Here is a 23,341-nt window from a genome sequence, read left to right on the forward strand (position 1 = left end):
ATGCGACTGCGCGACATCGCCCATGCGCGGACGGGCGACAAGGGCGACACGTCCAACATCTCGGTCATCGCCTATCGGGCGCGGGACTGGCCCCTGATCGAGCGGACGATGACCGCCGAACGCGTGGCGCGGCATTTCGGTATCGAACGCGCCGATGCGGTCTCGCGCTACGCGCTGCCGCAGCTCCACGCCCTGAACTTCGTCCTGCGCGGATTCCTGACGGGCGGCGTCACCCGGTCGCTGGCGATCGATGCCCATGGCAAGTGCCTGGGCGCCACCCTCCTGGACATCGAGATGGAGGCGGGGGGCGAAAGCCTCCCCCGACCCTAGGGCGTCGAGGCGTTCGCTGCCGCGGCATGATCGAGGATGCCGGACGGTCGTTTCCGCAGACCCCGTCGGCCGCCGTCCATCAGGCCCCGTGCCGCGTGGTGGATCGGAGCACCAGCGTCGGCTCGATGCGGACCGGTTCGGGGATGACGGCATGTTCCGCGATCGCGTCCATCAACAGGTTGATGCTTCGGCCGACCATCGTTTCCACGGGTTGCCGGACGGATGTCAGATCGAAGCTGGGCCAGGCGGATTGCGGCACGTCGTCGTAGCCCACGACCGCGAGATCCCGGGGCACGCGCAGCCCGAACTCGTGCCGTGCGACGTCGAGGGCCGCGAACGCCATCTGGTCGTCGCCGCAGAACAGGGCGTCCGGCCGGTCGGATCGCGCCAACAGCGTCCGCGCCGCGTCGCGAGCGACGTCGTAGCGGTAGTTCCCCACCGCACGGCTGTGGAGCGTATGCCCCGCCTCGGACAGGGCGGCGCGAAACCCCGCTTCCCGGTCGATCTGGGTCGACGCCCCCTCGAACCCGGCGAGATGCGCGATGCGCCGGGGCCTGCCGCGCAGCAATGCGCGGGCCGCCAGCCGTCCGCCGGCGACGTTGTCGGTCGTCACCGCGAGCATGTCGGCCCCGGGTTGATCGCGGTTGAACAGCAGCACCGGAATGTCCAGCGCGGCGCACCGCCGCGCAAGCGTGGAGCCGAGCGAGATCGAGACCATGACGATCGCGTCGACCTGGTAGTCCAGGATGCGTTGGAGGACGGGTTCCACGTCGCCCAGCGTCGGCGAGGCGGTGAACAGCAGCACGTGATAGCCTTCGGCCTGCAACGCGATCGACAACCGTTCGACCACGTCGGGATAGAACGGGTTGTCGAGATAGTAGACGACGAGGCCCACGATCCGGCTGCGTCCGGTGATGAGCGTCCGTGCCGTCGCGTTCGGGCGATAGCCCAGTTCCTCCGCCGCGCGCCGGACCTTCGCGGCCATGCGGGGCGACACGGACGTTCCCGGCGTGAAGGCCCGCGAAACCGCCGACTGGCTGACGCCCGCATGGCGCGCCACGTCCTGAGCGGTGATCCTGCGGTTGCCCATGGCGCGCCCCCATCTGCCGACCGCCATATGGCGCAGCGGCGCGGCACTTGCGAGGGCCGGTCCTACCCCTTCACGGCACCGGCCGTCAGGCCGCCCACGATCTGACGCTGAAAGAACAGGACCAAGACGAACAGGGGCACCGTCGCGGACACGACCGCGGCCACGGCGTACATGATCGCCCCCTCGGTCTGCACCGTTCCCAGGAAGGACGCGATCTTCGGGACCATGGTCTGGTTGTCCTGGTTCAAAAGCAGGGCCGTCACCACGAAGTCGTTGTAGGCCAGAAGGAAGCTGAACAGCCCCGTGGTGATGACGCCGGGCCACATCACCGGGATGATGACCAGCCGGAACGCCTGGAACTGGCTGCACCCGTCCACCATCGCGCTCTCGTCCAGGTCGCGTGGCACGGACAGGAAGAAGCTGTGCAGCATCCAGATGGTGAAGGGCTGATTGATCGCGACGAGCACGACGATCGCGGTCGGCAGGACGCCCCAGACGTTCAGCTCGAAGAAGGGCAGCAGGTAGCCCGACACCAGCGTGATGTGCGGCATCGCCCGGAAGATCAGCGCCCCGATCAGCAGCCAGAACGCGTATTGGCGCGACGACCGCGACAGGGCGTAGCCCGCCAGCGTGCCGACCATCAGCGAGACGGAGGTGACGCAGAGCACCACGAGCCCGGTGTTCAAGGCCGCGCGCCAGAACTCCCGCTCGATCCACGCACCGGCATAGCCGTCGCCCGTGAAGGCGTCCCCCGTCTGCTGGATCGTGTTCACCCCGAAGATCGCGTTGCGCCAATCCTCGCGGCTGAAGAAGTCCGCCTGGACCTTGAACGACCCCCAGAGCGTCCACAGGAACGGCACGGTCGCCGCGATCAGCCAGACCGTCAGGAAGATCAGGGCGACCGTGCGCGCGCGGGACCGGCGCCCCAGGACCGATACGGGTCCGCTCACGACCGGGCGCCCCGTTCCCGGAACGACCGCCACGTCCGCAGGAGCGACGGCATCAGCAGGACCGCGACGCCGATCGTCGTCAGGACGGAGGTCGCCGCCGCGGATGCGAAAAGCTGGTCGGCCTGGCCGTAGAGGTCGTTGTAGATGGCCCAGGACAGCGACGTGGCGTGCGCCTCCGCCTGGAAGCTGACGATGGGTTCCAGCACCCGGAAGTTGTCCATGAGCAGGATCAGCGCGATGAACGTGACCAGCGGCGCGAGGTGCGGGATCACGACGTAGCGGATCTGCTCCCACCGGTTGGCACCGTCGATCATCGCCGATTCCAGGGTGTCGGACGGCACCGTCTGGAGCCCTGCATAGAAGACCACGAAGGCGAAGGGGGTCATGTGCCAGATGCCGTAGACGATGAGCGTGATCCACGTCAGCACGGGCGAAGCGCGCAGGTGGAGGCCGGGATCGTCGAACAGGACCTGCAACGTGGCGCCGATGATGCCGTCCGACCCCGTCATCCAATAGATGATCAGCGCGCCGATCAGGGGCGTCACGATGTAGGGCAGCAGCGACATGAAGATGACCGGGCCGCGCAGCCCCTTGGTCACGCCGGTCACCCCGAGCGCCACGAAGAAGCCCGCGACGATGGCGATCGGCGTGACGAGGAACGTATAGGCGAGCGTGAAGGCCAGCGCCTTGTAGAACGGAAGGTCGTAGATGCGCGCGACCACGTCCGCAGGGCCGTCGTTGTCGCGCAGGATGGCCCCGATCTCGGCGCTGGCGAGGTGGTTGCGGTTGAGGTACGTCTCCAACCCCGCGAACCGCCCGAGCGGTTCGGCTTCCCGCAACGAGTCGGTCGCGGTGGTGTCCACGCGCAGTTCCGTCGTGCAGCCCCCGAAGGGGGAACACGTCTCGACCTCCTCCAGGACGCGGGGATGTTCCACGTGGAGGGACTGGACGACGATGGACGCGATGGGCAGCGCGATGAACAGGACCATCAGCGCGACCGACGGCGCGACGAAGCCCAGGAACACCTTTGTACGCATCGGCAACTGCCTCCGACAGGCGTCCGCGCGGGCGTGGCGCGCCCGCGCGGCGCGGCGGTTCCTATTGCAGGAAGCCCGCCTCGCGCGCCGACACGCGGTAGGAGGCGGCGACGTCGGCCAGGGCCTCCTCAGCGGTCTCGTTGCCCTGCATGAAGTCGGTCAGCTCGGCGCCGAGCGCGGTGTGGAGCAGGCCCATCTGCGGCGTCATCGGATAGGCCAACGCACCGGCCCGCGCGGTCGCCAGCACGGCCTGCGACGTCTCCGTCGGCTCGAAGCCGGGGATCAGCCACGTGGCGGCGTTCGGGTTCGCCGCCGCCACCTCGGGCCGCGTGGCGTGCAGCATCGCCTGGAAGGACGCGGCGGCGTCCTCGTCCGAGACGTTCGCCGCGATGGCGAAGCCGTCCCACCACAGCGCGGCCGCCGGGATCGAGCCGCCGCCCACGGTGGGAGCGGCGGCCAGTACCGTGGCTTCGGACACGTCGGCGTTGCCGCTGGTCTCGCCGTCGATATGGGCCCCCGCCATCGAACCCCACTGGTTCATGATGGCCACGTCGCCCGCGAGGTACAGAGCCTTCATCTCGTCGGCCGTGTAGTTCAGGAAGTCGGGGCCCATGTATTCCGACAGGGCCTTCATCATCTCGAGCGTCGCGACGCCCGCTTCGTTCTCGATCGCGGGTTCCGCCGTTCCGGCCTCGAAGAAGTCCCCGCCCATGCCCAGATGCATGTTCACGAACTCGGCGGCCAGGTACCATCCAGCCGCGTTCGTCGCGGCCAGCGGATGCTCCTGTATGCCCGCGGCGCGGATCGCCTCGGCGGCGGCCAGCACGTCCTCGTAGGTTTCCGGCGGCTCGACGCCCGCCTCCTCCAGGACGTCGGACCGGAAGTACAGATGCTGCGCGTTGCCCATGAAGGCGATGGCGACCGTCTCGCCGCCCACGCGGATCATCTGCTGCGGCGACAGATCCTCGCCGTACCGCGCGATGAGGTCGTCGAGCGGTCGGATCAACCCGTCGTTCAAGAGCGGGACGATCGAGTTGTTGGCGACGATGGCCACCGTGTACTCCGCGGGATCGATGCTGAGCGCGGGCACCTGGATGTTCTTGTGCTCGGTCGTCAGGTTCACCGTCACCTCGACGTCGTCGGACGCGCAGGTCCGCGCCTCGTCCGTGACGATGGAGATGGCGTCGAAGTCGTTGCCGAGGATGCGGACCGAACCGGCTTCGATGCCGCATTCGGCCGAAGCGATCGTGGCGAAGGCCATGCCGACCGCTGCGGTGATGGTGAAGGTCTTCATCGATATGCTCCGTGGAAGGGGAAGGGGGCGTGCATCCGTGTCACTGGACTGCGGGCGCGGCGTCACCGGACGCGATCCGCGCCGCCGGGGCGGCCGCAGCCCGGTCCGCCATCTGCGCCATGCGAACCTGCACCAGCATCGAAAGCTCGTCGTAGAGCGTCCAGTCGTCGACGATCCGCCCGTCCTTGTAGTGAAGATGCGTCATGCCCATCACGCGAAGGTGCTTTCCGGTGGGATCGCCCAGGCTTTCCAGGATGCCGTAGCCCAGATGATGCCCTTCCAGCGTCCAGCGGACCGCGACCTTCGTCCCCCCCTCGACGCAGGGCTGCGAGCAGACGTGATGGGCGGTGAACCGGGCATCCGGCAACGTCCCGCAAAGGCCCAGCGACTGGTGTATCACGGCGCTTGTGCCCGAAAGCTCCTTCATCAGGGGGCCGTGCCACTGCGCGTTGGGGGCGTACACGTCGCGGATGCGTCCGAACATCTTGCGGTTCCAGACGTCGTGCATCCAGCCCAGCGTCAGCCGCTCCAGGTCGTTCGACGCGATCGAAAGGTCGGGTGCGGCGTCGGGCGGGTACTGGCCCAGCGACACCCCCGTCTCCCCGATGTCGACGCCCGTCAGGCCCTGATCCAGCTTGGCGCGCGCCAGACGGTCGGCATAGGCACGGACGTCCAGGCCCAGTTGCCGGATCATCGCCATCTGGTCCGTGACCAGATATTCACGGTAGATCATGTTGCGCAGGATCATGCAGTCCGCGATCGTGCGCGTCGTGAACGGTCGGAACGTCGGCGGTCCGTAATGGCCGTTCTGCGAATGGCGTCCGGACCCCGTCACCAGATGCGACGTATAGAAGCCGCTCACGTCGTCGCCACCCCAGATCACCTGGGTCGCCTGTCCGCGGCGTTCGGGCAGGGACACGAGGCGCTGGATCGTGTCGCGGACCACGTCGTCCCGGTTATAGATCGTACCCATGGGCGTGTAGAGAACGCAGTTGTGGGTGTAGTGCGTGTAGATCAGGCCGATGTCACGCTCGTCCCAGATCCTGTGGGTGCACCGGACGATGTAGTCCACGATGTCGGCATAGCCGTCGTCGAACCCGTCCATCGGCTGGGTACGGGATCGGTCGGGGGCCATCACCTCAACGAAATCGTGCGTCTCGACCTGCATCGCCTCGTCCCGTTTCCGCGAGTCGTCGGCGACCGCGTCGCCGATTGCGGGATTTCCGTCCATGTCCATCCTCCGCCGTGGCGTTCCGATGTCGCGCCGTCGCCCGGCCCGCGTTCCGCTCCACGCATGATGCCACGCTACTGTGTTTGCATACGAATGCAATACATCCTAGCGATCGCGTGGTCGTGGCAGACATGAGGAACACCGGAATGAACGACGGGGTGGGGATAGAATACATCAAGGCACCCGCGCGCGATGCGGCATTGGACGGACGGACGGTGTCGGAAACGGTGCATGGCATTCTGGCCGCCGTCGCGGCGGAGGGCGATGCGGCGGTCCGGCGCTACGCGGATCGCTTCGACGGCGGCTGCCCCGATCGCCTGGAGGTGACGATGAACGACAGGCAGGCGGCCGTCGATCGCCTCGACCCCCAGACCCGTGCCGATACGGAGTTCGCCATCGCGAACGTCCGGGCCTTCGCCGAGGCGCAGCGCGCGACGCTGTCCGATCTCGAGGTGGAGATCCTGCCCGGCGTGCATCTCGGGCACCGGCACATCCCCCTGGCCCGCGTCGGATGCTACGTGCCGGGTGGCCGCTATCCGCTGCTGTCCGCCCCCGTCATGACCGTCGTGCCGGCCAAGGTCGCGGGCGTGGGCGAGATCGTGGCCTGCCTGCCGCCGAGCGCCCACGAGGCGATGATCGCGGGCTGTCACCTGTCCGGGGCCGACCGCATTTTCCGCATCGGGGGCGCTCAGGCGGTCGCGGCGATGGCCCATGGCACCCAGACCGTGCCGAAGGTCGACAAGATCGTCGGGCCCGGCAACGCCTTCGTGAACGAGGCGAAGCGGCAGGTCTTCGGTCCTGTCGGCATCGACCAGCTGGCGGGCCCATCGGAGATCTTCGTTCTGGCCGACGAGACGGGGGATGCGGCGACCATCGCGACCGACCTCCTCGCGCAGGCCGAGCACGACGTGCGCACGCGCGTCGGGCTCGTGACGACGCACCGCCCCCTGGCCTTGGCCGTGTTGGCGGAAGTGGAGGCGCAGTTGGCGACGCTGTCGACGGCGGAGACGGCGGGCCAGGCTTGGCGCGACTTCGGGGAGATCGCGCTCGTCTCCGACGAGGACGCGATGCGACGCTATTCCGACGCGGTGGCGGCGGAGCACCTGCAGGTCCACACCGCGGACGCCGAAACCTTCGCCCGCACGCTGACGGGCTATGGGTCGCTCTTCGTGGGGGAACTCGCCAGCGTCGTCTATTCCGACAAGTGCTGCGGCACGAACCATACGCTGCCGACGATGAGAGCGGGCCGGTACACGGGCGGGCTTTGGGTAGGGTCCTACCTCAAGACCGTGACGCATCAGAGCATGACGCCGGAGGGGGTCCGCGCCGTCGCGCCGCCGGCGGTGCGGCAGAGCCGCAGCGAGGGGCTGGAGGGGCATCGCCGCGCCGCGCAGTTGCGGCTGGACCGGCTGAACGGCTGATCGCGCCTACGATCGTCGGACCGCATGACCCGCCGCGGCCTCGTATGCCGCGGCCACCGCGCAGATCGCGGCCTCGGATCCGGTCCGGCCGGCGATTTGCAACCCGACGGGCAAACCGTCCACCGTCCCGCACGGCACGTTGATCGCCGGCAATCCTGCGACGTTGAACGGGATCGTGCGCATCGCGGTCCAGCGCGGTCCATCGCGGAAGTCGGCCAGCGGCGGCGCCGGCGTCAGCGTCGTCGGAAGCAGCAGGACGGACACATCCGCCATCGCCGAGCGCAGGTGGCCCGACAGGGCATCGGCGGTGCGGCGGGCGTCGGCTAGGTCAGTCTCGGTTAGGTCCGAGCCCGATAGGAGATCTTCCCGCGCTGCCGCGCCGTAGGACCTACCGTTCCGCGCGATGGCGTCGCGGTGGACGGACCACGCCTCCGCCCGCAGGATCGTGGCGCCGGTCGTCTCGAACGGGGCGTAATCAGGGAGATCGACGATCTCGACCGGGAACCCCAGTGCCGCGAACACGTCCGCCGTCTCGTCGAGCCGCCGCACCAGTTCCGGCGCCGTCCGCGGGTCGAACGACCACGACCGGCCGTATCCGATCCGGATGCCTTCGAGCGAAGGAACGTGCGGCGGCCGCGCGGCCATGATGTTCGAGGCCACCGCAGCCTCCGCCACGGTCACACCGATCGCGTCGACGTTGTCCAGACTGGGCGATAGGGGATGCACGCCATCGAGCGGGATCGCCCCACGCCCCGACTTCAGTCCGACCACCCCGCAATAGGCCGCGGGCGCCCGGATCGATCCGCCGGTATCCGTTCCGACCGCGACCCGCACCAGGCCTGCCGCCACCGCGGCCGCCGATCCCGACGAAGACCCACCGGTGATGCGGGTGGGGTCGCGCGGATTGCGCGGTGGAGGCACCGGTCCATCGAAAGTCGGTCCACTCAGGGCGTACTCGTAGGTCGCGAGCCGCCCGATCGGGATCGCGCCCGCGACACGCAGCCGGGCGACGGCCGTGGCATCGACCCGCGCCGGCCGCGGCGACGCGGCGAACGACCCGCATCCCGTGGGCCACCCCGCGACGGCGACGACGTCCTTGATGCCGATCGGAATGCCGTGCATCGGCCCACGGTCGTCACCGCGCGAGAGTTCCGCATCCAGAACCGCCGCCCGTCGCAAGGCCGCGTCGCCATCCACGGACACGAACGCCCCGATCTGCGGATCCCGCACCGCGATCCGATCGAGCGTCGCGCCGATCAGGTCCACGACGGTCGCCTGACCCCCACGCAACGCCCGTGCGATCTCGGCGATGGTGAGATCGGGCAGTTCGATCATCGTCATGTCGTGTTCTCATCGCCCCGATCACGGTGCGTCCTTCCCGCCCGATCGATGCGCGAGCCCTGCGCTATGGGGCACGGAAGCCGCAGGTCATCCGGCATCCATCGGGCCGCCAGCGTCCTTCCAATCCCCGATGCCGCCGATATTCGTGACGTGGGCGAACCCCATCGCCTTCAGGGTCGCGCCAGAGAGCGCCGCCTGGCCACCCTTTCCGCAGACGAGGAAGATCTCCGCCTCGGGGTCGAGTGCCGGATCGTGGGAGCCGAGATCCTTGTCGGCCGCGAACTCGAGGAAACCGCGCGGGATGCGATGGGCCCCCGCGATGGTCCCGGTCTGGGCGATGGCAGCGCTGTCGCGAACGTCGATGAACGTTCCGCGCCCCTCCGAATGGATCGCGATGGCCTCCGATGCCGGGATGCGCGGTACGATGGCGTTCGCCGCGTCGAGATAGTCTTGAGCCGTCTTCATTGCCGTGTCTCCCAAGGACGTGCGTCGTGCTCCGACCGAAGGCGGCCGATCTACAGGAACGCAGACACCCATGTATACGCGATCGTCGCGACGACGAGCATGATCGACATGTTTGACGGCGCTGCGGTCGGCGCACGGACCGTCATGGCACCCTGGGCCAGCCCCCCTTTCGCACCCCCGAACCCATTCCGGATGGTGCGAGCCGATGGTGCTGCGCATTTCGATCGGTCCGCCCGGCGATACGGCGGCACGACGGTTCACCTTCATTCCGCCGAGCTTCGGGCATGGCGTCGTGGTGTCGTTCCCATCGTCCGGCGGAAGGCCACCGAGAACGCACTCTCGGAGGCATAACCCAGATCGGCCGCGATTCCGGCGATCGGGTCGCCGGTCCGGCGGAGGCGTTCCGCCGCCAGCAGCATGCGCCAGTCCGTCAAGTACGCGATCGGCGTCTGCCCCGTCACCCTCCTGAACCGGACGGTGAGCGATGTGCGCGACAGTCCGGCCCGTCGGGCCAGGTCCTCCACGGTCCACGCATGTCCGGGATCGGCATGCATGGCGGCGACCGCGCGGACGATCTGCGGATCGGACAGGGCCGCGAGCCATCCGCCCGTCATGAGGTGGCCGGAGTCGAGATATCGTCGCATCGCCTGGACGAGGAGGAAGTGGGACAGATGCTCGATCGACAGCGCGGTCCCTGGGCGCGGCTCCCGAAGTTCCGCCGCGATGTGATCGAGCGCCCAGGCGACGGCCGCGCTTTCCGCACCCGGCGTCACGATCAGGACCGGCGGGAGGGGCGCCAGCAGGACCTCCGCCGTCTTGCCCCCGAGCAGGAACCGGCTTCCGGTCATGTAGAACTCTCCGCCATCGCCGTGGACGACGGTTCCGCCATGCGGGACCGGGGCATAGATCGTTTCCGCGGCCATCCCGTTTCGTTGGCCGGACGACGAGATCAGGAACGGCCTGCCATGGGGCAGGATGAAGCACGTGCCGGCTTCGAGCCGCGTCGGACGTCCGCCGTCGACCGAAAGCCAGCAGCCACCCCTCACGATCGCGTTGCATTTCATGCCGGCATGCCGCTCGAAACGGATCGCCCAGTCGCCGGACGCATCCAGGCCGGCGGCCATGCATCCATGAGGACGCAGCAAGGCGATGATGTTCGACAGGGGATCCATCGTCGTACGCTCGCGCTAGAAAACCGTCCTCTCGGACATAACACGTTCCCGATGACGGGGTATCCGCGTGCCGATACCGAAAGGATCCGGATGCCCATCGCGAAGCACGGCTGTGACGTCTGGATGCCTTCGCGGATGGCGACCCCAGACGCCGGGGCGTCGAACGGATCACGCCCACCCCGAGGGACGTTGGACGGCCCGATGACATGGTGGCGGTCCCGTCCGGACAGGATCTCGTGGGTCCTCCCCGGGCGGGCCCTTCCGACGCATGCGTCGGGTCTGTTCCCCCGGGACGATCGAGGGCGGGCCGACCGCAATCATCGGAGATCCGCCGATCCGGCGATGCCATGACACGTTCTAATGTGCGGCGCCCGGACGACCGGTCGCCGCGAATGGCCCGGCCGGGCGCAGTAAGAACAGGAGTTTTTCCCATGATCCTCGTCACCACGCCCACGGGCGACATCGGCACCCGCGTCCTGAAGGGGTTGCTCGAAGGCGGCGAACCGATCCGCGTCGTCCTGCGCGATCCTTCGAACCTCGACAGCGATGTGCGCGGCCAGATCGACGTCGTGCAGGGATCTCATGCCGACGCGACCGTCATCGGCCCCGCGCTCGACGGGATCGATGCGGTCTTCTGGCTTCCGCCGGGCCCACCCACCGCCGAGAGCTCCGAAGCGGCATATGTCGATTTCTCCCGCGCCTTCCGCGATGCGTTGCGGACGTCCTCCGTCAGTCATGTCGTCGGCGTCTCGGCGCTCGGGCGCGGTTGGGGGATGCCGGCCGGGCACGCGACCGCGAGCATCGCGATGGACGACATGATCGGGGCGACCGGCGTCGCCTATCGTGCGCTGGCCTGCGCTTCGCTGATGGACAACGTCGCGCGCCAGGCGGAGCCGATCCGCGAGGCGGGCCTCTTCTTCCAGCCCAGCCCAGGCCATTTGAAACTGCCGCACGTGGCGAAGGCGGACGTCGCCGCGAGGGCCGTGGACCTCCTGCGGGACCGCTCCTGGACGGGGGTCGAGGACGTGCCGCTTCTGGGTCCGGAGGAGCTGACCTTCGACGAGATGGCCGCGATCGTCACGGACGTCGTCGGCCGGGAGGTCCGGTTCCGGGAGATCGCGATGGCGGATTTCGCCGACATGATGCGCGGGATGGGCGCGACGGAGGGCATGGTGAAGGGCTATGTCGAGATGCTGACCGCGAAGAACGAAGGGATGGATCTGGCCTTCGTGCCACCGGACCGGCGCGATACGCCCACGACATTCCGGGAATGGTGCCACCGGGAACTGGTCGCGGCCCTTTCCGGTGGAGATGCCCGATCATAGGACCGTCGCCGGTATCCGGGTAACGACCTTCGGCCCCGATGTGCCGCCGACGCCCCCCGGCGTCGCCGCCTAGGCCGATCCCGGGGATCCATCGTCACGAACGAACGCTTCGCCGATGCATGACCCTCCCTGGCGAAGCGTGGGGGAGCCGTCCTTCGATACATGCGCGGCCCCATGGCCTTTGGGTTGGGCGCGCGTCCAGAGCTGGCCGCGATGACCCAAAGGACGATCGCACATCCTCCGTGACCACAGCTGCGTTCGTGCAGCGGATCGCCCTGGGGCATGAACGGTTTGCGGAGCGGACGGCATCCTCCCCAGGTCCCGCACGCGTCGGGCGATGCAGCGAAGGCTGCCGCCTCCGCACCCGGGCGCTCGACGGCATCGTGGGCCGCCATCCGTCGAGGAACGTCGATCACCACGTCCGAAGCTCCATCCGTGGTGAAGCTCCGGACGCGGAACGGGTCAGGCGAGCGTGCGCTCGACCTCCTCCCGTTCGAAGATCTCGATGACGTCGCCCACGCGGATGTCGTCGTAACGCTCGAACGCCATGCCGCATTCCTGGCCGGACTGGACTTCCTTGACCTCGTCCTTGAAGCGCTTGAGCGTCTTGAGCGTGCCTTCGTGGACCACGACGTCGTCGCGCAGGAGGCGGACGCCGGCGGACCGGCGCGCCACCCCTTCGGTGACCAGGCAGCCCGCGACGTTGCCGACGCCGGTGACGCGGAAGACTTCCTTGATCTCGGCGTAGCCGATGAAGTTCTCCTTGATCTCCGCGGACAGGAGGCCGCTGGCCGCCTGCTTCACGTCGTCCACCAGGTCGTAGATCACCGAGTAGTACCGGATCTCCACGCCCTTCTGGTTGGCCGCCGCGCGTGCGGGTGCGTTGGCGCGGACGTTGAAGCCGATCACGGGCGTCTTCGACGCTTCGGCCAGGGTGATGTCGGATTCGGTGATCGCGCCGACCCCGCTGTGCAGGACGCGGACGCGGACCTCCTCGTTGCCGACCTTCTCCAACGCCTGGGCGATGGCCTCCGCCGAACCCTGCACGTCGGCCTTCACGACCAGCGACAACTCCGACACACTCTCGTCGGCCTTGGCCTTCGCCAGAAGCTGATCCAGCGTCGTGGCCGCGCCGAGCGCCGCGCGCTTGTCCTTGGACTGCTGCTCGCGGAAGGCCGCGATCTCGCGGGCCTGGGCCTCGGACCGGACGACGTTCAGGACGTCGCCCGCCTGGGGCGTGCCGTTGATGCCGAGCACCTCGACCGGAACGGAGGGGCCGGCGGCCTTCACCCGCTTGCCCTGGTCGTTCTCCATGGCGCGGACCTTGCCCCACTGCTCGCCGACGACGAAGATGTCGCCGGTGTTCAGGGTGCCGTTCTGGACCAGCACGGTCGCCACGGGACCGCGTCCCACGTCCAGCTTCGCCTCGATTACGGCGCCGAGGGCGGCACGGCCGGGGTTGGCCTTCAGCTCCAGGATCTCGGCCTGCAGGGCGATGGCTTCCAGCAACTGGTCCAGGCCGTCGCCCTTCAACGCGGAGACCTCGACGTCCTGCACGTCGCCGGACATCTTCTCGACGATGACCTCCTGGCGCAGGAGGTCGGCGCGGACCTTGTCGGGATCGGCGCCCGGCGCGTCGATCTTGTTGATCGCCACGATCATGGGGACGCCCGCCGCCTTGGCGTGATTGATCGCCTCGATCGTCTGGGGCATCACGGCGTCGTCCGCCGCCACCACCAGGATCACGATGTCGGTGACCTGCGCGCCCCGCGCCCGCATGGACGTGAACGCGGCGTGGCCCGGCGTGTCCAGGAACGTCAGGGCGGTGTCGCCCTGCTTCACCTGATAGGCGCCGATGTGCTGCGTGATGCCGCCCGCCTCGCCCGCTTGGACGCGGGCGTTGCGGATCGCGTCCAGAAGCGACGTCTTGCCGTGGTCGACATGGCCCATGATCGTGATGACGGGGGGCCGGGGCTTCAGATCCTCCGCCTTGTCGTCGGCCGCATCGATGACCTGCTCGACGTCGGCATCGGACACACGCTGGATCTTGTGGCCGAACTCCTCGATGATCAACTCCGCGGTATCGGCATCGATCGTCTGGGTCTGGGTCGCCATGATGCCGTTCTGCATCAGCGACTTGACCACGTCCGCGACGCGTTCGGTCATGCGGTTCGCCAGTTCGGCGACGGTGATCGCCTCCGGCAGCTGGACGGTTCGCATCACCTTCTCCTGCGGACCGCTGCTGCCGCCCTTCTGACGCTGGCGCTCCTGCTTGCGCCGCATAGACGCCAGGGATCGCGTGCGGCCTTCGCCGCCCCGCAGGGCCTGGTTCACGGTCAGCTTGCCCGACCGGCGGTTGTCGCCGCCACGCGGCTTGCCGCTGTCGTCGTCGCGCTTGCGCTTGGCGTCGTTGCCGGGACCGCCCGGACGGGCGTCGGGGCCGAGGTTGCGCTGGCGCTGCGGCTGACCCGCATCGCCGCCCGCGGGCGGCGTGGCGGCGGCGGGCGCACCGGCGGGGCGGTTGCGCGCCTCCTCGGCCTCGCGCTTGCGGCGCTCGTCCTCCTCCGCCTTCTGCTTGATCAGCTCCTCGCGCTCGCGCTCCTCGCGCTCCTTGGCCTCGGCCTCGGCGCGACGGCGCTCGCGGTCGGCGGCGCGCTCCTCTTCCTCGCGCTTGCGGCGCTCCGCGTCCTCGGCCTCCTGGGCCTTGGCCATCTGGAGCGCGCGCAAGCGGCGCTGCATCTCGGCATCGGTGGCGCCGGCCTTGCTCTTGGAACCCTGCGCCGAGGCCTGCGCGGCGGTATTGGTGCCGGGCTTCGGCGCCATCACGCGCTTGCGCTTCGTCTCGACCACGACGTTCTTCGTCCGGCCCCGCGCGAAGCTCTGCTTCACCTGGCCGGAACGGGCGCCACCCGACAGCCCGAGGGGTTTCTTGCCGTCCGTATCGCTCATGCGTCCTACGATTCCTTCCCGGTGGCCACATCGCCACCGTCCACGCCGCGTATGCCCTTAAGCTTCGCGGCTTCCTCTACAACACGATAACCCAGGGTGCCAGATGCCACCGCTGCGTGAATCACCCGGTCGCGCCCGAAGGCCCGGCCCAGTTCGTCGGCCGACAGGTGGCCGATCCAGCGGGCGCCCTCGGGCGTCCACAGCTTGCCCTTGCCGCGCTCCGACCCGTCCCGGGCCTGGAGCAGGGCGGCGATGGGCCATCCGCCCAGGGCGGCCTTCACCTTCTCGTATCCCGTGACGGCCTCGCCCGCCTTGCGGGCCAGGGCCAGCGTGTCCTGCACGCGCTTCAACAGACCGGCCTCGACCAGGTCCATCAGCCCGTCGGGCACCGTGACCTGCCGCTTGGCGCCCCGACCGAACATGCGCTTCGCCACGGCCCTTTCCAAGGCCGCGCGGTCCGCGGACACCCAAATTCCCCGCCCGGGCAACTTGTTCGCGAAGTCGGGGACCACGACGTCGTCGGGTCCCGCGACGAAGCGGATCAGCCCCGCCTTGGGTCCCGTCTCGCCGGTGACGATGCAGCGGCGTTCGCCGTCGTCACGTATCTTCGCCTTGCCGCCGCGGCTCAGGGGAACGATCCGGGGCGATCACGCCCCGGCCTCCTGGGGCTCGCGTTCGCCTTCGGCGTCCGCTTCCGCATCGTCGGTCTGCCCCAGGGCCTCCTCCGGGGTGACGTAGCCCAGCATCACGCGGGCGGTCATGACCAGGTCGCGGGCTTCCTCCAGCGACATCTTGAACTGTTCCAGCAGGCCGTCGTCCTTCACGCGCTGCCCGTCGATGACCGACCAGCCGCCCGCCAGCTCCCAGTCGGCGCATTTGGCGAACTCCTCCAGGGTGGTGACGCCGTCCTTTGCCAGCACCTCCAGCATCTGGGGGGTCAGACCCTCGAACTCGGCCAGGTCGTCCTGCAGCCCGGCCTCGCGCGCGGCCTCCAACGCCTTGGCGTTCTGCGCCTCGATGTGGTCGCGGGCGCGGGCCTGGAGCTCGGCAGCCGTGTCCTCGTCCACGCCGTCGATGACCAGCAGCTCGTCGATCTCGACGAAGGCGACCTCCTCCAGGTTCGTGAAGCCCTCGGACACGAGGAGCTGGGCGAAGAACTCGTCCAGGTCCAGCGTCTCCATGAACAGCTGCGTGCGCTGCTCGAACTCGGCCTGGCGGCGCTTCGACTCCTCCTCCTCGGTCAGGATGTCGATATCCACGCCGGTCAGCTGCGAGGCCAGCCGCACGTTCTGGCCGCGCCGACCGATGGCCAGGCTCAGCTGCTCGTCGGGGACCACGACCTCAATGCGCTCGTTCTCGTCGTCCAGGACGACCTTCGACACTTCCGCGGGCTGCAAGGCGTTGACCAGGAAGGTCGGCGCGTCGTCGTTCCACGGGATGATGTCGATCCGCTCGCCCTGCAACTCGTTGACGACGGCCTGCACGCGCGAGCCGCGCATGCCGACGCAGGCACCCACCGGGTCGATGCCGCTGTCGTAGGAGATGACGGCGATCTTCGCGCGGCTGCCCGGGTCGCGGGCGCAGGCCTTGATCTCGATGACGCCGTCGTAGATCTCCGGCACCTCCATCTCGAACAGCTTCATCATGAACTCGGGCGCGGTGCGCGACAGGAAGATCTGCGGGCCGCGCGGCTCGCGCCGGACGTCCTTGATGTAGACGCGGATCCGGTCGCCCGGGCGATAGGATTCGCGGCCGATCTTCTCGTTGCGGCGCAGCACGGCCTCGCCCGCGCCGATGTCCACGATGATGTTGCCGTATTCCTCGCGCTTGACCAGGCCGTTGATGATCTGTCCGGCGCGGTCCTTGAACTCCTCGTACTGGCGCTCGCGCTCGGCCTCGCGGACCTTCTGCAGGATGACCTGCTTGGCCGACTGCGCGGCGATGCGGCCCATGTCGACGGGGGGGACCTCCTCGACGAAGGTGTCGCCGATCTTTGGGTCGGCGAGGTACTGCTTGGCGACCTCGGGCGGGAACTCCGCCTTGTCGTTCTCGATCTCCTCCTCCGGCACCACGGTGCGCACGCGGGTGAAGGTCGGCTGGCCGGTCTTGCGGTCGATGGACACGCGGATGTCCATGTCCGCGCCGTAGCGGGACTTGGCGGCGCGGGCGAGCGATTCCTCCATCGCCTCGATCACCAGAACGGGGTCGATCATCTTCTCCCGCGCGACCGCGTCGGCAATCTGCAGCAGTTCCAGTTGGTTTGCGGATGTGATGGCCATCAATCGTCCTCGCTGTCCATCGTCTGGATTTCGTCGAACTTGCTCTCGTCTATCTCGGCCGGGTCCACGGTCCCCGCCGCCTTGCGCTGGCGCAGCGTCTCGCGGACCAGCTCGTCGGTCAGGACCAGCTTGGCCTCGGCCAGCAGGTCGAAGGTCAGGCCGATCACGACGCGGCCGCCGGGCCGGTCGATCTCGAGCAGGATCTCGTCGCCTTCGGTCCCCTGGACGATGCCGCGGAACCGCTTCTGGTCGTCCACGGGTTCGGACAGCTCGACCTTCGCATCGTAGCCCTGCCACGTGTCGAAGTCCTTCAGCCGCGTCAGGGGGCGGTCGATGCCGGGGGAGCCGACCTCCAAGACGTATTCGCCGTCGATGGGGTCCTCCACGTCCAGGGTGGCCGACAGCATGTTCGAGATGTCGGCGCAGTCGTCCACTTCGATCCGCCCGTCGGGGCGTTCGGCCATGACCTGCAGGGTGGGCGTGTTGCCGCCCTGCATCCGCAGGCGGACGAGTTCGAAGCCCATGTCCTCGATCACGGGCGTGACGATCGCGGCGAGGCGACGGTCAAGTGCGGTCTTGGCGATCAGGTCAGACACGATGATGTCCCCAGAAACGAAAAAGCGGGCCGTGCGGCCCGCTGACGTTCGGTGGTGCCCAGGGGCGCCGCTGTTGAGGTGCAGATAGGGGACCGGTCGGGGGGATGCAACCCGCCTTTCCGCAGCACCCCCCCGGCCTAGCTTTCCGGCTGCACCCGCGACCCCGGAGGATCCCATGCCCGACCACGACCTGGCCGCCCTGTCCGACCTGCCGCAGGACGAACCCGTCAAGGCGATGGCGGGCGAACGGGCCATACTGCTGATCCGCACGGGCGACGACGTGACCGCGCTGACGCACGAATGCCCCCATCTGGGCCTGCCGCTGTCGAAGGGGGTGGTCCGCGACGGCACGTTGATCTGCGCCTTCCACCACGCCTGCTTCGACGCGCGCACGGGCGCGCAGACCCAGCCGCCGGGACACGGAGACCTGCAGCGCTTCGCCGTCGCGATCCGCGACGGGCGGGTGATCGTGGACGTGCCGGACGACGCGCCCGCCCATCCTATGCCGGACCGGGCGCGGGGCACGTCCGACGCCCGGCGCTTCGTCGTCGCGGGCGGCGGCGCGGCCGCCATGGCCGCGGCGGCGGAACTGCGGGAGCGGGGCTTCGACGGGGTGATCGAGATGGTGTCCCCCGACGGTCCGCCCCTGGACCGGACGATGCTGTCGAAGGCCGTGCTGGCCGGGGCGAAGGCCGTGGGCGACCTGGCCCTGCACCCGACCCCGGCCGATCTCGACATTGCGACGATCGCGGGGCGCGTGATCGCGGTGGGGGACGGCACCGTCACGCTGGAGGGCGGCGGAACGCGGGCCTTCGACGCGCTGCTGCTGGCGCCGGGCGGCACCCCGCGGCGGCTGGACGTGCCAGGCGCGGAACTGCCGGGCGTCTACGTGCTGCGCTCGGGCGAGGATGCGGCCGCGATCGCCGCGGCGGCGGAGGGGGCCGAAACGGCGATCGTGGTCGGCGGCGGCTTCATCGGGATGGAGGCCGCCCTGTCCCTGACCAAGCGCGGCCTGTCGGTGACCCTGGCCACGCGCAACGCCCTGCCCCTGGCCGGCATCGTGGGTCCGGACGTGGCCCGCGCCATCCTGGCGGAGCACGTCGAGGCGGGTGTGTCCCATCTGGCGGAGACCGAGGCCGTGGCGTTCCGGGCGGACGGCGACGGCGTCGCGGTGGACTGGAAGGACGGCGGAACGGCACGCGCCGACCTGATCCTGACCGCAGTCGGCGTGACGCCGGGCACGGACGGGATCGACGGGATCGACACGGGGGACGACGGCGGCGTGCGGGTCGGTCCCGGCATGGGCGTGCCCGGGCGGCCCGGGGTCCATGTCGCGGGCGACAGCGCGGCGGCGCCCACCCCCTTCGGCACGGCGCGGATCGAGCATTGGCGCGTGGCCCAGCAGCACGGCCGCCGCGCGGCGCGGGCGATGCTGGGGCAGGCCGGGGACGCGGACGACATCCCGTTCTTCTGGACGGCGCTCGCGCGGCAGTACCGGTATCTCGGACATGCGGAGGAGTGGGACCGGATCGACATCGACGGCGACCCGTCGGGGCCGTTCCTGGCGCGCTACGTCAAGGGTGGGACGGTGGTGGCGGCCCTGACCGCCGGCCGCGACGCGGAGCTGGCCGAGATGCACCTGGCGATGGCGCGAGCCGGGGGACCGGTTCCGGCCTGACGGGTCAGCCCGCGCGCGCGATCGCGTCGATGCACCGCTGCACCGGAAGCGCCGCGCTCGCCGGCAGAAACGGCGGCCGTCCCGCGCGCACGGCCCCGGCGAAGTCCAGCATCACCGCCTGGTGGGCATCCAGTGGGAAGGCCATCGGATCGGCCCCGCCGCCGCTGCCCCCCTCCTCTCCCACGACCTCCTGCCGGCCGTCCCGGTGCAGGACGGTCAGCGCGCCGCCGCCCAGGCGCAGGGTGCCATGCTCGCAGGTCAGCTCCACGATCTCGGACCGGCCGGGATAGGCGGCGGTGGTGGCGGTGAAGACGCCGACGGCGCCCCCCTTGAAGTCGATCAGGGCGGCGGCGGTGTCCTCCCCCTCCAGGTCGTGCAGGGCGCGGGCCGTGCCGCCGCGAACGCGGACCACGGGTGCGCCCGTCAGCCACAGGCCCAGATCCAGCGCGTGGATCGCCTGCGTGATCATCACCCCGCCCCCGTCACGGGCCAGCGTCCCCCGCCCCGGCTGCGCATAGTAGCCCGGGTCGCGCCACCACGGCACGTCCACGCGCAGCAGGCGCGGGGCGCCCAGCGCGCCGCCGTCCACGGCGTCCCGCGCCGCCCGGCTGGCCGCGCGCATCCGGTGCTGCAGGACGACCCCGAAGGGCACGGTCCCCATCCGGGCCACCAGGGCCGCCGCCGCGTCCGCGGTGCGTTCCAGCGGCTTCTCCGCCAGGACGGGCATCCCCGCATCGGTGCAGGCCGCCACCATCGCGGCGCGCGCATCGGGCGGCGTGGCCAGGATCACCGCGTCCACCCCGCCCTCGGCCAGCACCGCGCCCAGCGAGCTCGCCATGCGGCACCCATGCGTCGCGGCCACCCTGTCCCGCGCGTCCTGCGAGCGCGCAACGACCACCTCCACCGCCATGCGCCCGTCGGACGCGGCGGCGGCGCGGTGGAACACGTCGGCGACCATGCCAGCCCCCACGAGGGCATAGCGGAACGGCTGGGTCATGGCGGGGCCTTCCTTCGGCGCGGGCGGTCGCGCGCAACCTGCGCGACGCGGGCCCGCACGGCAAGGCGCGGCGGGTCTTGGCGGGGGCGGGGCGGACGCTAGGTTGCCGCTTCGCGCGGTGCCGGAGGGACGTCCATGGCCGACAGCAAGACCCCTGACCCGATCGGCCCCGTTGCCGTGGTCGGTCTGGGCACGTTCGGTGGCGCCGTGGCCCGCGACCTGGCCGCCTTCGGGCACCACGTCCTGGGCATCGACGTCGAGGACGCCAAGGTGAACGCCCTGGCCGACACCCTGGCGCAGGCCGTGATCGCCGACGCCCGGGACGAGGCGGCGTTGCGCGACGCGGGCGTGGACCAGTGCGACGCCGTGGTGATCGCCATGGGTGACGACCTGGAAGCCAACATCGTGGGCGCCATGAACGCCCGCGTGCTGGGGGTGAAGCGGATCTGGTCCAAGTCCCGGTCCCGCACCCATCGCCGCATCCTGTCGCGCATCGGCGTGGATCACGTCGTCAACCCGGAGCAGGAGATGGGCCGCCGCGTGGCCCAGACGATCCACAACCCGTTCGTCACCGACTACATGGTCGCGGCGGGCAACCAGACGGTGGTCAGCCTGAACGCGCCGGGCCGCCTGCTAGGGCGGACGCTGGGGCAGATCGACTTCCGCGAGCGGCACGACATCGAATGCCTGGGCCTTCTGCGGCACGGCCAGCTGCACCGCCTGGAGGCCGATCCAACGATAGCGGAGGGGGACACCCTGCTGCTGCTGGGCCGCCGCAGCCCGTTGCAGAGGTTCGGGGAGGCGCAGTGCGGCTGACATGGCCCCACGCCTGAGACGACCGGCCATGCGCGTCCGCTTCCGGCCCCGGCAGGGCTGGCGCAACCGGGTGCTGCGCCTGCCCCCGCCCCTGACGCTGCTGGTGCTCTATGCGGCCCTGGTGGCCCTGGGCGCCGTGCTGCTGAAGCTGCCCTTCGCCCTGGAGGATCCGGTGGCCCACCCCGTCGGCTGGGGCGACGCGGTGTTCATGTCGGCCTCCGCGGTCACGGTCACGGGGTTGGTCGTCGTGGATCCGGCCAGCGCCTTCACCTTCTTCGGTGAAGCGGTGATCGCCGCCCTGATCCAGCTGGGCGGCCTGGGGCTGATGGCCTTCGCCGTGCTGATCCTGACGGCGCTGGGCATGCCCGTCGGCCTGCCCCGGTCGATCACCCTGCGCGAGGATCTGGGCCAGACCAGCCTGCGCGACCTGGGACGTCTGGTGAAGCTGATCGCGATCGTCGTCGTGTCGTTCGAGGTGGTGGGCGCGCTGGCCCTGTGCTTCGTCTTCGTGCCCGACCTGGGGCTGTGGCCGGGGATCTGGCACGCGGTGTTCTTCTCGATCTCGGCGTTCAACAACGCGGGCTTCGCCTTGTTCGCGGACAGCCTGACGGGCTATGCCCTGGACCCGTTCGTGAACGTCACCGTGCCGGTGCTGTTCATCGTGGGCGGCCTGGGCTTCGCGGTGATCGCGGACCTGCACCGCCACGGGTACCGGTTCGCGCCCCTCAACCTCCATTCCAAGCTGATGCTGGTGGGCACGGCCTGCCTGATCGTCTGGGCCGTCGCGACCTTCGCCGTGCTGGAATGGAACAACCCCCGCACGCTGGGGCTGTTCGACGACCCCGTGCACAAGCTGACCGTCGCCTGGTTCCAGGGCGTCACGCCGCGCACGGCGGGGTTCAACACCGCCGACTTCGCCGCCGTCCACGACAGCACGGCCTTCATGACCATCACCCTGATGCTGGTGGGCGGGGGCCCCACGTCCACGGCGGGCGGGATCAAGGTCACGACCTTCATCTGCCTGATCCTGGCGACGCTGGCCTTCTTCCGCCGCTCGACCGAGCTGAACGCCTTCGGCCGGTCCATCCCGTTGGAGGACGTGCTGCGCGTCACAGCCCTGGTCGCGGTCGCCATGCTGTTCGTGGCGGTGGCCACCTTCCTGGTGCTGCTGTCCCACGACGGAGACTTCCTGGACCTGCTGTTCGAGGTGGCATCCGCCTTCGGCACGGTCGGCCTGTCCCGGGGTGCCACGGGCGAACTGGACGGGCTGGGTCGCACGGTCATCATCGCGCTGATGTTCGCCGGACGGGTGGGGCCGCTGACGCTGGGGTTCTTCCTGGCGACCCGGGTGCGGCCGAGGGTGCGCTATCCGCGGGGGCAGGTGTTCCTGGGGTAAGGACGACGGCGCGTTCGCTGCGGTGCGGCGAGAGATTCTCGGGCCTGGGCGGCGTCGGGGGGTGCCGATGGGGACAGTCTGCGCGCGAGCGGGGGTGCCGGGCAAGGGGGTGATGGTTCCAACGGGCGTTGGGGGTTTCACGTGTCCGCAGGGTTGGCGTGGGCCCGGACGGGCCGCCGGGGGGCGTGGACGGCGCGTGTCTGCGGAACGTCTGCGCGGTGTCTGCCCTGCGTCGGACGGGTGGGTGATTCGGTTGGGTGGGTGCTTTGAGCGCGGCCTGCGATCTCGCCGGGCTGGTGCCGTGGTTTGGCACGGGGGATCGGGGTCTCGGATCGGGTCCGGGGCGCAGGTGGGGAGTATCGTCGGACCGGCCATGGCAAGGGGATGGGACCGCCGATATCGAAGACCTTCCTGGCCATGTGGGAAGGGCCAAGGACGTGCTATCCACAGGAGACGGTGTTCACGGGGCGAACGAAGCTACCCTGTCATGGGTCAGTCGTCGCGTTCCCGTTGCTTGACGAAAGCCCAGACGACACTTGCGATCGTCCCGCTCCCCAGTATCGCGGCAACCCAATTAGCGCCGATCGCCGCCGTGTAGATGCACGCCCCGAGGGCGCCACATACGAAGAGGAACGCGAACACCTTTCCGAGGATCGTATCTACGGCGCTCAAAAGAAGATTGCGTTTCTCCAGCGCATGCCGGTGGGCCGTCTCGCCCTCCCACGCCGCGAAGATGCGTTCCGCCCCGCCGGGAACGACCCTGTCGAAATCCTCGAGAACCGCAGGCGGTGGCAACGGACCGTTCCAGTATGCGGATACGGTCTGGGCCGCTTCGTCGTTCGAGGAAGCGTTCGGCTCCAGGACATCCGGTTTCGGCGACACGGTCGCCGGGTCTTCATCCCGTTCGCCGCTCAATCGCCATCTCTCTCCGCGCGACGCGCTTGAGGTCGTTTCCCACGGCGACCATGTCCCCG

20 protein-coding genes are annotated in these 23,341 nt (G+C 69.5%); 6 read left to right on the top strand and 14 right to left on the bottom strand.

Features of this window, described 5'->3' with window-relative positions:
* Positions 1–330, top strand: a complete 330-nt coding sequence (locus P0084_RS14680) for an AtuA-related protein (protein ID WP_308917623.1) — start codon at positions 1–3, stop codon at positions 328–330.
* Positions 331–409: 79 nt separating this feature from the next.
* Here the strand turns inward: P0084_RS14680 and P0084_RS14685 are convergent, their stop codons facing one another.
* The 5 genes from P0084_RS14685 to P0084_RS14705 all read right to left on the bottom strand — a co-directional run bounded on the left by P0084_RS14685 (position 410) and on the right by P0084_RS14705 (position 5,932).
* On the bottom strand, positions 410–1,420 hold the full coding sequence (locus P0084_RS14685) for a LacI family DNA-binding transcriptional regulator (protein ID WP_308917624.1): 1,011 nt from the start codon (positions 1,418–1,420) through the stop codon (positions 410–412).
* 62 nt (positions 1,421–1,482) lie between these two features.
* The gene (locus P0084_RS14690; RefSeq protein WP_374213675.1) at positions 1,483–2,316 is read right to left on the bottom strand and encodes a carbohydrate ABC transporter permease; all 834 of its coding nucleotides are present in this window, start codon (positions 2,314–2,316) and stop codon (positions 1,483–1,485) included.
* A 50-nt stretch (positions 2,317–2,366) separates the two neighbouring features.
* A complete protein-coding gene (locus tag P0084_RS14695; protein ID WP_308917625.1) occupies positions 2,367–3,407 on the bottom strand; it encodes a carbohydrate ABC transporter permease in 1,041 nt (346 codons plus the stop codon).
* 61 nt (positions 3,408–3,468) lie between these two features.
* On the bottom strand, positions 3,469–4,701 hold the full coding sequence (locus tag P0084_RS14700) for an extracellular solute-binding protein (RefSeq protein ID WP_308917626.1): 1,233 nt from the start codon (positions 4,699–4,701) through the stop codon (positions 3,469–3,471).
* Positions 4,702–4,741: 40 nt separating this feature from the next.
* Positions 4,742–5,932, bottom strand: a complete 1,191-nt coding sequence (locus P0084_RS14705; RefSeq protein WP_308917627.1) for a nuclear transport factor 2 family protein — start codon at positions 5,930–5,932, stop codon at positions 4,742–4,744.
* Between the two features lie 131 nt (positions 5,933–6,063).
* Between P0084_RS14705 and hisD the strand changes: the two genes are divergently transcribed.
* Positions 6,064–7,353, top strand: a complete 1,290-nt coding sequence (gene hisD, locus P0084_RS14710; protein ID WP_308917628.1) for a histidinol dehydrogenase — start codon at positions 6,064–6,066, stop codon at positions 7,351–7,353.
* Between the two features lie 6 nt (positions 7,354–7,359).
* Here hisD and P0084_RS14715 read toward each other — a convergent pair whose 3' ends face one another.
* The 3 genes from P0084_RS14715 to P0084_RS14725 form a co-directional block, all read right to left on the bottom strand.
* Entirely contained in the window at positions 7,360–8,694 is a 1,335-nt protein-coding gene (locus tag P0084_RS14715) for an amidase (protein ID WP_308917629.1), read from the bottom strand.
* A gap of 87 nt (positions 8,695–8,781) precedes the next feature.
* Positions 8,782–9,159 carry a rhodanese-like domain-containing protein gene (locus tag P0084_RS14720; RefSeq protein ID WP_308917630.1) on the bottom strand — a complete coding sequence of 126 codons (378 nt, stop codon included), beginning with the start codon at positions 9,157–9,159 and terminating at the stop codon, positions 8,782–8,784.
* Positions 9,160–9,422: 263 nt separating this feature from the next.
* Entirely contained in the window at positions 9,423–10,283 is an 861-nt protein-coding gene (locus P0084_RS14725) for an AraC family transcriptional regulator (RefSeq protein ID WP_374213672.1), read from the bottom strand.
* A 479-nt stretch (positions 10,284–10,762) separates the two neighbouring features.
* Between P0084_RS14725 and P0084_RS14730 the strand changes: the two genes are divergently transcribed.
* Positions 10,763–11,656 carry an NAD(P)H-binding protein gene (locus P0084_RS14730; protein ID WP_308917632.1) on the top strand — a complete coding sequence of 298 codons (894 nt, stop codon included), beginning with the start codon at positions 10,763–10,765 and terminating at the stop codon, positions 11,654–11,656.
* Positions 11,657–12,118: 462 nt separating this feature from the next.
* Here P0084_RS14730 and infB read toward each other — a convergent pair whose 3' ends face one another.
* Genes infB through rimP form a run of 4 tightly spaced genes read right to left on the bottom strand, consistent with a single transcriptional unit; the run spans position 12,119 to position 17,480 of the window.
* Positions 12,119–14,605, bottom strand: coding sequence for a translation initiation factor IF-2 (infB, locus tag P0084_RS14735; protein WP_308917633.1), 2,487 nt, complete (start codon positions 14,603–14,605; stop codon positions 12,119–12,121).
* Positions 14,606–14,610: 5 nt separating this feature from the next.
* Complete coding sequence (locus tag P0084_RS14740; protein WP_308917651.1) at positions 14,611–15,234, bottom strand: RNA-binding protein; 624 nt, start codon at positions 15,232–15,234, stop codon at positions 14,611–14,613.
* An 18-nt stretch (positions 15,235–15,252) separates the two neighbouring features.
* Positions 15,253–16,884: a transcription termination factor NusA gene (gene nusA / locus P0084_RS14745; protein ID WP_308917634.1), complete on the bottom strand. Its 1,632-nt coding sequence runs from the start codon at positions 16,882–16,884 to the stop codon at positions 15,253–15,255.
* The gene (gene rimP, locus P0084_RS14750; protein WP_308917635.1) at positions 16,884–17,480 is read right to left on the bottom strand and encodes a ribosome maturation factor RimP; all 597 of its coding nucleotides are present in this window, start codon (positions 17,478–17,480) and stop codon (positions 16,884–16,886) included. The genes nusA and rimP overlap by 1 nt, the downstream gene beginning before the upstream one ends.
* 175 nt (positions 17,481–17,655) lie before the next feature.
* Here rimP and P0084_RS14755 point away from each other — a divergent pair, with 175 nt between their 5' ends.
* Positions 17,656–19,158 carry an FAD-dependent oxidoreductase gene (locus tag P0084_RS14755; protein ID WP_308917636.1) on the top strand — a complete coding sequence of 501 codons (1,503 nt, stop codon included), beginning with the start codon at positions 17,656–17,658 and terminating at the stop codon, positions 19,156–19,158.
* Between the two features lie 4 nt (positions 19,159–19,162).
* Here P0084_RS14755 and P0084_RS14760 read toward each other — a convergent pair whose 3' ends face one another.
* Positions 19,163–20,155, bottom strand: coding sequence for a Gfo/Idh/MocA family protein (locus P0084_RS14760; RefSeq protein ID WP_308917637.1), 993 nt, complete (start codon positions 20,153–20,155; stop codon positions 19,163–19,165).
* 135 nt (positions 20,156–20,290) lie between these two features.
* Here P0084_RS14760 and P0084_RS14765 point away from each other — a divergent pair, with 135 nt between their 5' ends.
* Both P0084_RS14765 and P0084_RS14770 read left to right on the top strand, forming a co-directional pair.
* Positions 20,291–20,971, top strand: a complete 681-nt coding sequence (locus P0084_RS14765) for a potassium channel family protein (protein WP_308917638.1) — start codon at positions 20,291–20,293, stop codon at positions 20,969–20,971.
* Between the two features lies 1 nt (position 20,972).
* On the top strand, positions 20,973–22,367 hold the full coding sequence (locus P0084_RS14770; protein WP_374213674.1) for a TrkH family potassium uptake protein: 1,395 nt from the start codon (positions 20,973–20,975) through the stop codon (positions 22,365–22,367).
* Positions 22,368–22,859: 492 nt separating this feature from the next.
* Here the strand turns inward: P0084_RS14770 and P0084_RS14775 are convergent, their stop codons facing one another.
* Complete coding sequence (locus P0084_RS14775) at positions 22,860–23,282, bottom strand: DUF2335 domain-containing protein (RefSeq protein WP_308917639.1); 423 nt, start codon at positions 23,280–23,282, stop codon at positions 22,860–22,862.
* Positions 23,283–23,341: the final 59 nt, after the last annotated feature.

Origin of the sequence: Jannaschia maritima, from assembly GCF_030973515.1 — a bacterium.
GTDB classification, from domain to species: Bacteria; Pseudomonadota; Alphaproteobacteria; order Rhodobacterales; family Rhodobacteraceae; genus Jannaschia; species Jannaschia maritima.

What these genes read in the sequence shown, in the direction of transcription:
- P0084_RS14680 (WP_308917623.1), top strand. Translation starts at nt 1, where the DNA reads ATGCGACTGCGCGACATCGCCCATGCGCGGACGGGCGACAAGGGCGAC.
- P0084_RS14685 (WP_308917624.1), bottom strand. Translation starts at nt 1,420, where the DNA reads ATGGGCAACCGCAGGATCACCGCTCAGGACGTGGCGCGCCATGCGGGC.
- P0084_RS14695 (WP_308917625.1), bottom strand. Translation starts at nt 3,407, where the DNA reads ATGCGTACAAAGGTGTTCCTGGGCTTCGTCGCGCCGTCGGTCGCGCTG.
- P0084_RS14700 (WP_308917626.1), bottom strand. Translation starts at nt 4,701, where the DNA reads ATGAAGACCTTCACCATCACCGCAGCGGTCGGCATGGCCTTCGCCACG.
- P0084_RS14705 (WP_308917627.1), bottom strand. Translation starts at nt 5,932, where the DNA reads ATGGACGGAAATCCCGCAATCGGCGACGCGGTCGCCGACGACTCGCGG.
- hisD (WP_308917628.1), top strand. Translation starts at nt 6,064, where the DNA reads ATGAGGAACACCGGAATGAACGACGGGGTGGGGATAGAATACATCAAG.
- P0084_RS14715 (WP_308917629.1), bottom strand. Translation starts at nt 8,694, where the DNA reads ATGACGATGATCGAACTGCCCGATCTCACCATCGCCGAGATCGCACGG.
- P0084_RS14720 (WP_308917630.1), bottom strand. Translation starts at nt 9,159, where the DNA reads ATGAAGACGGCTCAAGACTATCTCGACGCGGCGAACGCCATCGTACCG.
- P0084_RS14725 (WP_374213672.1), bottom strand. Translation starts at nt 10,283, where the DNA reads ATGGCCGCCGGCCTGGATGCGTCCGGCGACTGGGCGATCCGTTTCGAG.
- P0084_RS14730 (WP_308917632.1), top strand. Translation starts at nt 10,763, where the DNA reads ATGATCCTCGTCACCACGCCCACGGGCGACATCGGCACCCGCGTCCTG.
- infB (WP_308917633.1), bottom strand. Translation starts at nt 14,605, where the DNA reads ATGAGCGATACGGACGGCAAGAAACCCCTCGGGCTGTCGGGTGGCGCC.
- nusA (WP_308917634.1), bottom strand. Translation starts at nt 16,884, where the DNA reads ATGGCCATCACATCCGCAAACCAACTGGAACTGCTGCAGATTGCCGAC.
- P0084_RS14755 (WP_308917636.1), top strand. Translation starts at nt 17,656, where the DNA reads ATGCCCGACCACGACCTGGCCGCCCTGTCCGACCTGCCGCAGGACGAA.
- P0084_RS14760 (WP_308917637.1), bottom strand. Translation starts at nt 20,155, where the DNA reads ATGACCCAGCCGTTCCGCTATGCCCTCGTGGGGGCTGGCATGGTCGCC.
- P0084_RS14765 (WP_308917638.1), top strand. Translation starts at nt 20,291, where the DNA reads ATGGCCGACAGCAAGACCCCTGACCCGATCGGCCCCGTTGCCGTGGTC.
- P0084_RS14770 (WP_374213674.1), top strand. Translation starts at nt 20,973, where the DNA reads ATGGCCCCACGCCTGAGACGACCGGCCATGCGCGTCCGCTTCCGGCCC.